This is a genomic window from Streptomyces sp. UH6, from assembly GCF_013421635.1.
Lineage (GTDB): Bacteria > Actinomycetota > Actinomycetes > Streptomycetales > Streptomycetaceae > Streptomyces > Streptomyces abyssomicinicus.
Genome location: NZ_JACADT010001150.1, coordinates 1 through 1,647, shown reverse-complemented (window position 1 = coordinate 1,647; position 1,647 = coordinate 1). Strand labels below are relative to the sequence as shown.

Below are 1,647 nucleotides of genomic sequence, written 5' to 3'. Positions count from 1 at the left end.
CCGCCGGGAGTCGTGGACCGAGCAGCGGCGGGCCTACCCGCCGCTGCAGCTGGCCGGGGTGACCTGCCGGACCGGAGCGGCGGCGGTCACGGACTGGCTGACCGCCGCCGACTTCCGGTGGGCCGGGGCGCCGGTAGGACTCCTGCTCGACGCGGTGCGGGGCAGGGACCCGCGATGGCTCGCCGACCTGGCGCACCGGGTCGCCGCGCGGCCGGTCTCCGCCGATGTGGGCTACGAGCTGCTGGACGGGCTGGTGCGGCTGGCCGACTGTCCGCCGCCGGTCACCGACGCGTACGTGCACGCCTGGATCCAGCACGTCAACGGCGTCTGGCGGGGGCGGGACAGCGTCGACACCCGCATCCGGAACACCCGGCATCTCAAGGCCCTGACCGCCGGGCTGTTCGAGACGGCGGACGCCGGCCGCGCCATGGCGAACCTCTACTCCGGCGACGACGACAGCTGGGTCTCCGTGCTGACGCGGATCACCGCCGAAGGGCTGTTGGAGCGGCGGGAGATGGTGGACGGCTGTCTGGCACGGCTGCTGCGGGGTGGGCCGCCCGCCGACCTGCGGGTGTTCCAGCGGCTGCTGGCGGCACTGGAGCTGACCGGGGAGGAGCGGCGGGCGCGGACCGGCGACTGGCTGGCGCTGGCCGGTGACGCGATGTCCACGGTCGCCGGGTACGCCCAGGCGGCCCTGGGCGAGATGGCCCTGGCGGGCGAACTGACGGACCGGCAACTCGCCGACTTGTCGGCGTCGGTGCTCTTCCGGACGGAGAAGAAGCTGGTCCGCTCCCAGCTCGTACTGCTCGGCAAGGTGCTGGCCGCGCGGCCGGGGGCCGTGGACCTGCTGCTGCCCGGCGTCGCCCATGCCTTCGGGCAGGCGGACGCCGACGCGCGGGAGCGCGCGGTGAAGCTGCTGGAACGGCACGGGGGCAGGCTGAGGGACGACGGCGTGCGGGACGAACTGGTCGCCGAGGCCGATCAGTTGTCCTCGGCGCTGCGTGCGCGGGCGCGGGCGGCGCTGGGTGTGGAGGCCGGTGGGCGGGAGCCGGATGCCTACGAGGAGACGCTGCCTCCGCCGCCGGAGTCCGCCCGCCTGGCCCCGGCACCGGCCTCCGTGGCCGAACTGGCCGAGGAGACCGGCGCGTTGCTGGCCGCGCGCGAGGCGGACGTGGCCGCCTTCGAACGCGTGCTGGACGGTCTGGTCCGCCACGCCCGGCAGGACCGGGCGGCGTTGCTGGAGGCGCTGGCTCCGGTGTTCGCGCGCGTCCCGTGGTACGGAGCGGAGCCCGGCACCTGGAGCGCGCCCGAGCGCTTCTTCGGTCCCGGGACGCACTACCGCGACGCCGGTCATCTCGTCGGACTCGTCCTCGCGGCACTGGCGGAGCAGGTCTCCGAGCAGGTGTTGTGGGCCGGTACGCAGAACGACTCCTGCACCTGCCGCTGCGCCCACGCCACGCTGTACCGGGCGTTCGAGGCACGGGTCCGCGAGATCGCCCACCGGGTGCGCACCGGCTCCGTTCCCCCCTTCCTCCTCTCCACCCCCACCTGGAGCACCGGGGCCGTCGACCCCGCGGAGCTGGTGGACCGGCTGGAGGCCTACGCCACCGCGGGGGTCCGCCCGCTGGGCGACGACTTCGCCCAGGC

General features: G+C 75.3%; 1 protein-coding gene. It reads left to right on the top strand.

All coding sequences use genetic code 11. From position 1 onward, the window contains the following. On the top strand, positions 1-1,647 hold a 1,647-nt coding region (locus HW445_RS30120; protein ID WP_257231383.1), incomplete at both ends, for a DUF6493 family protein.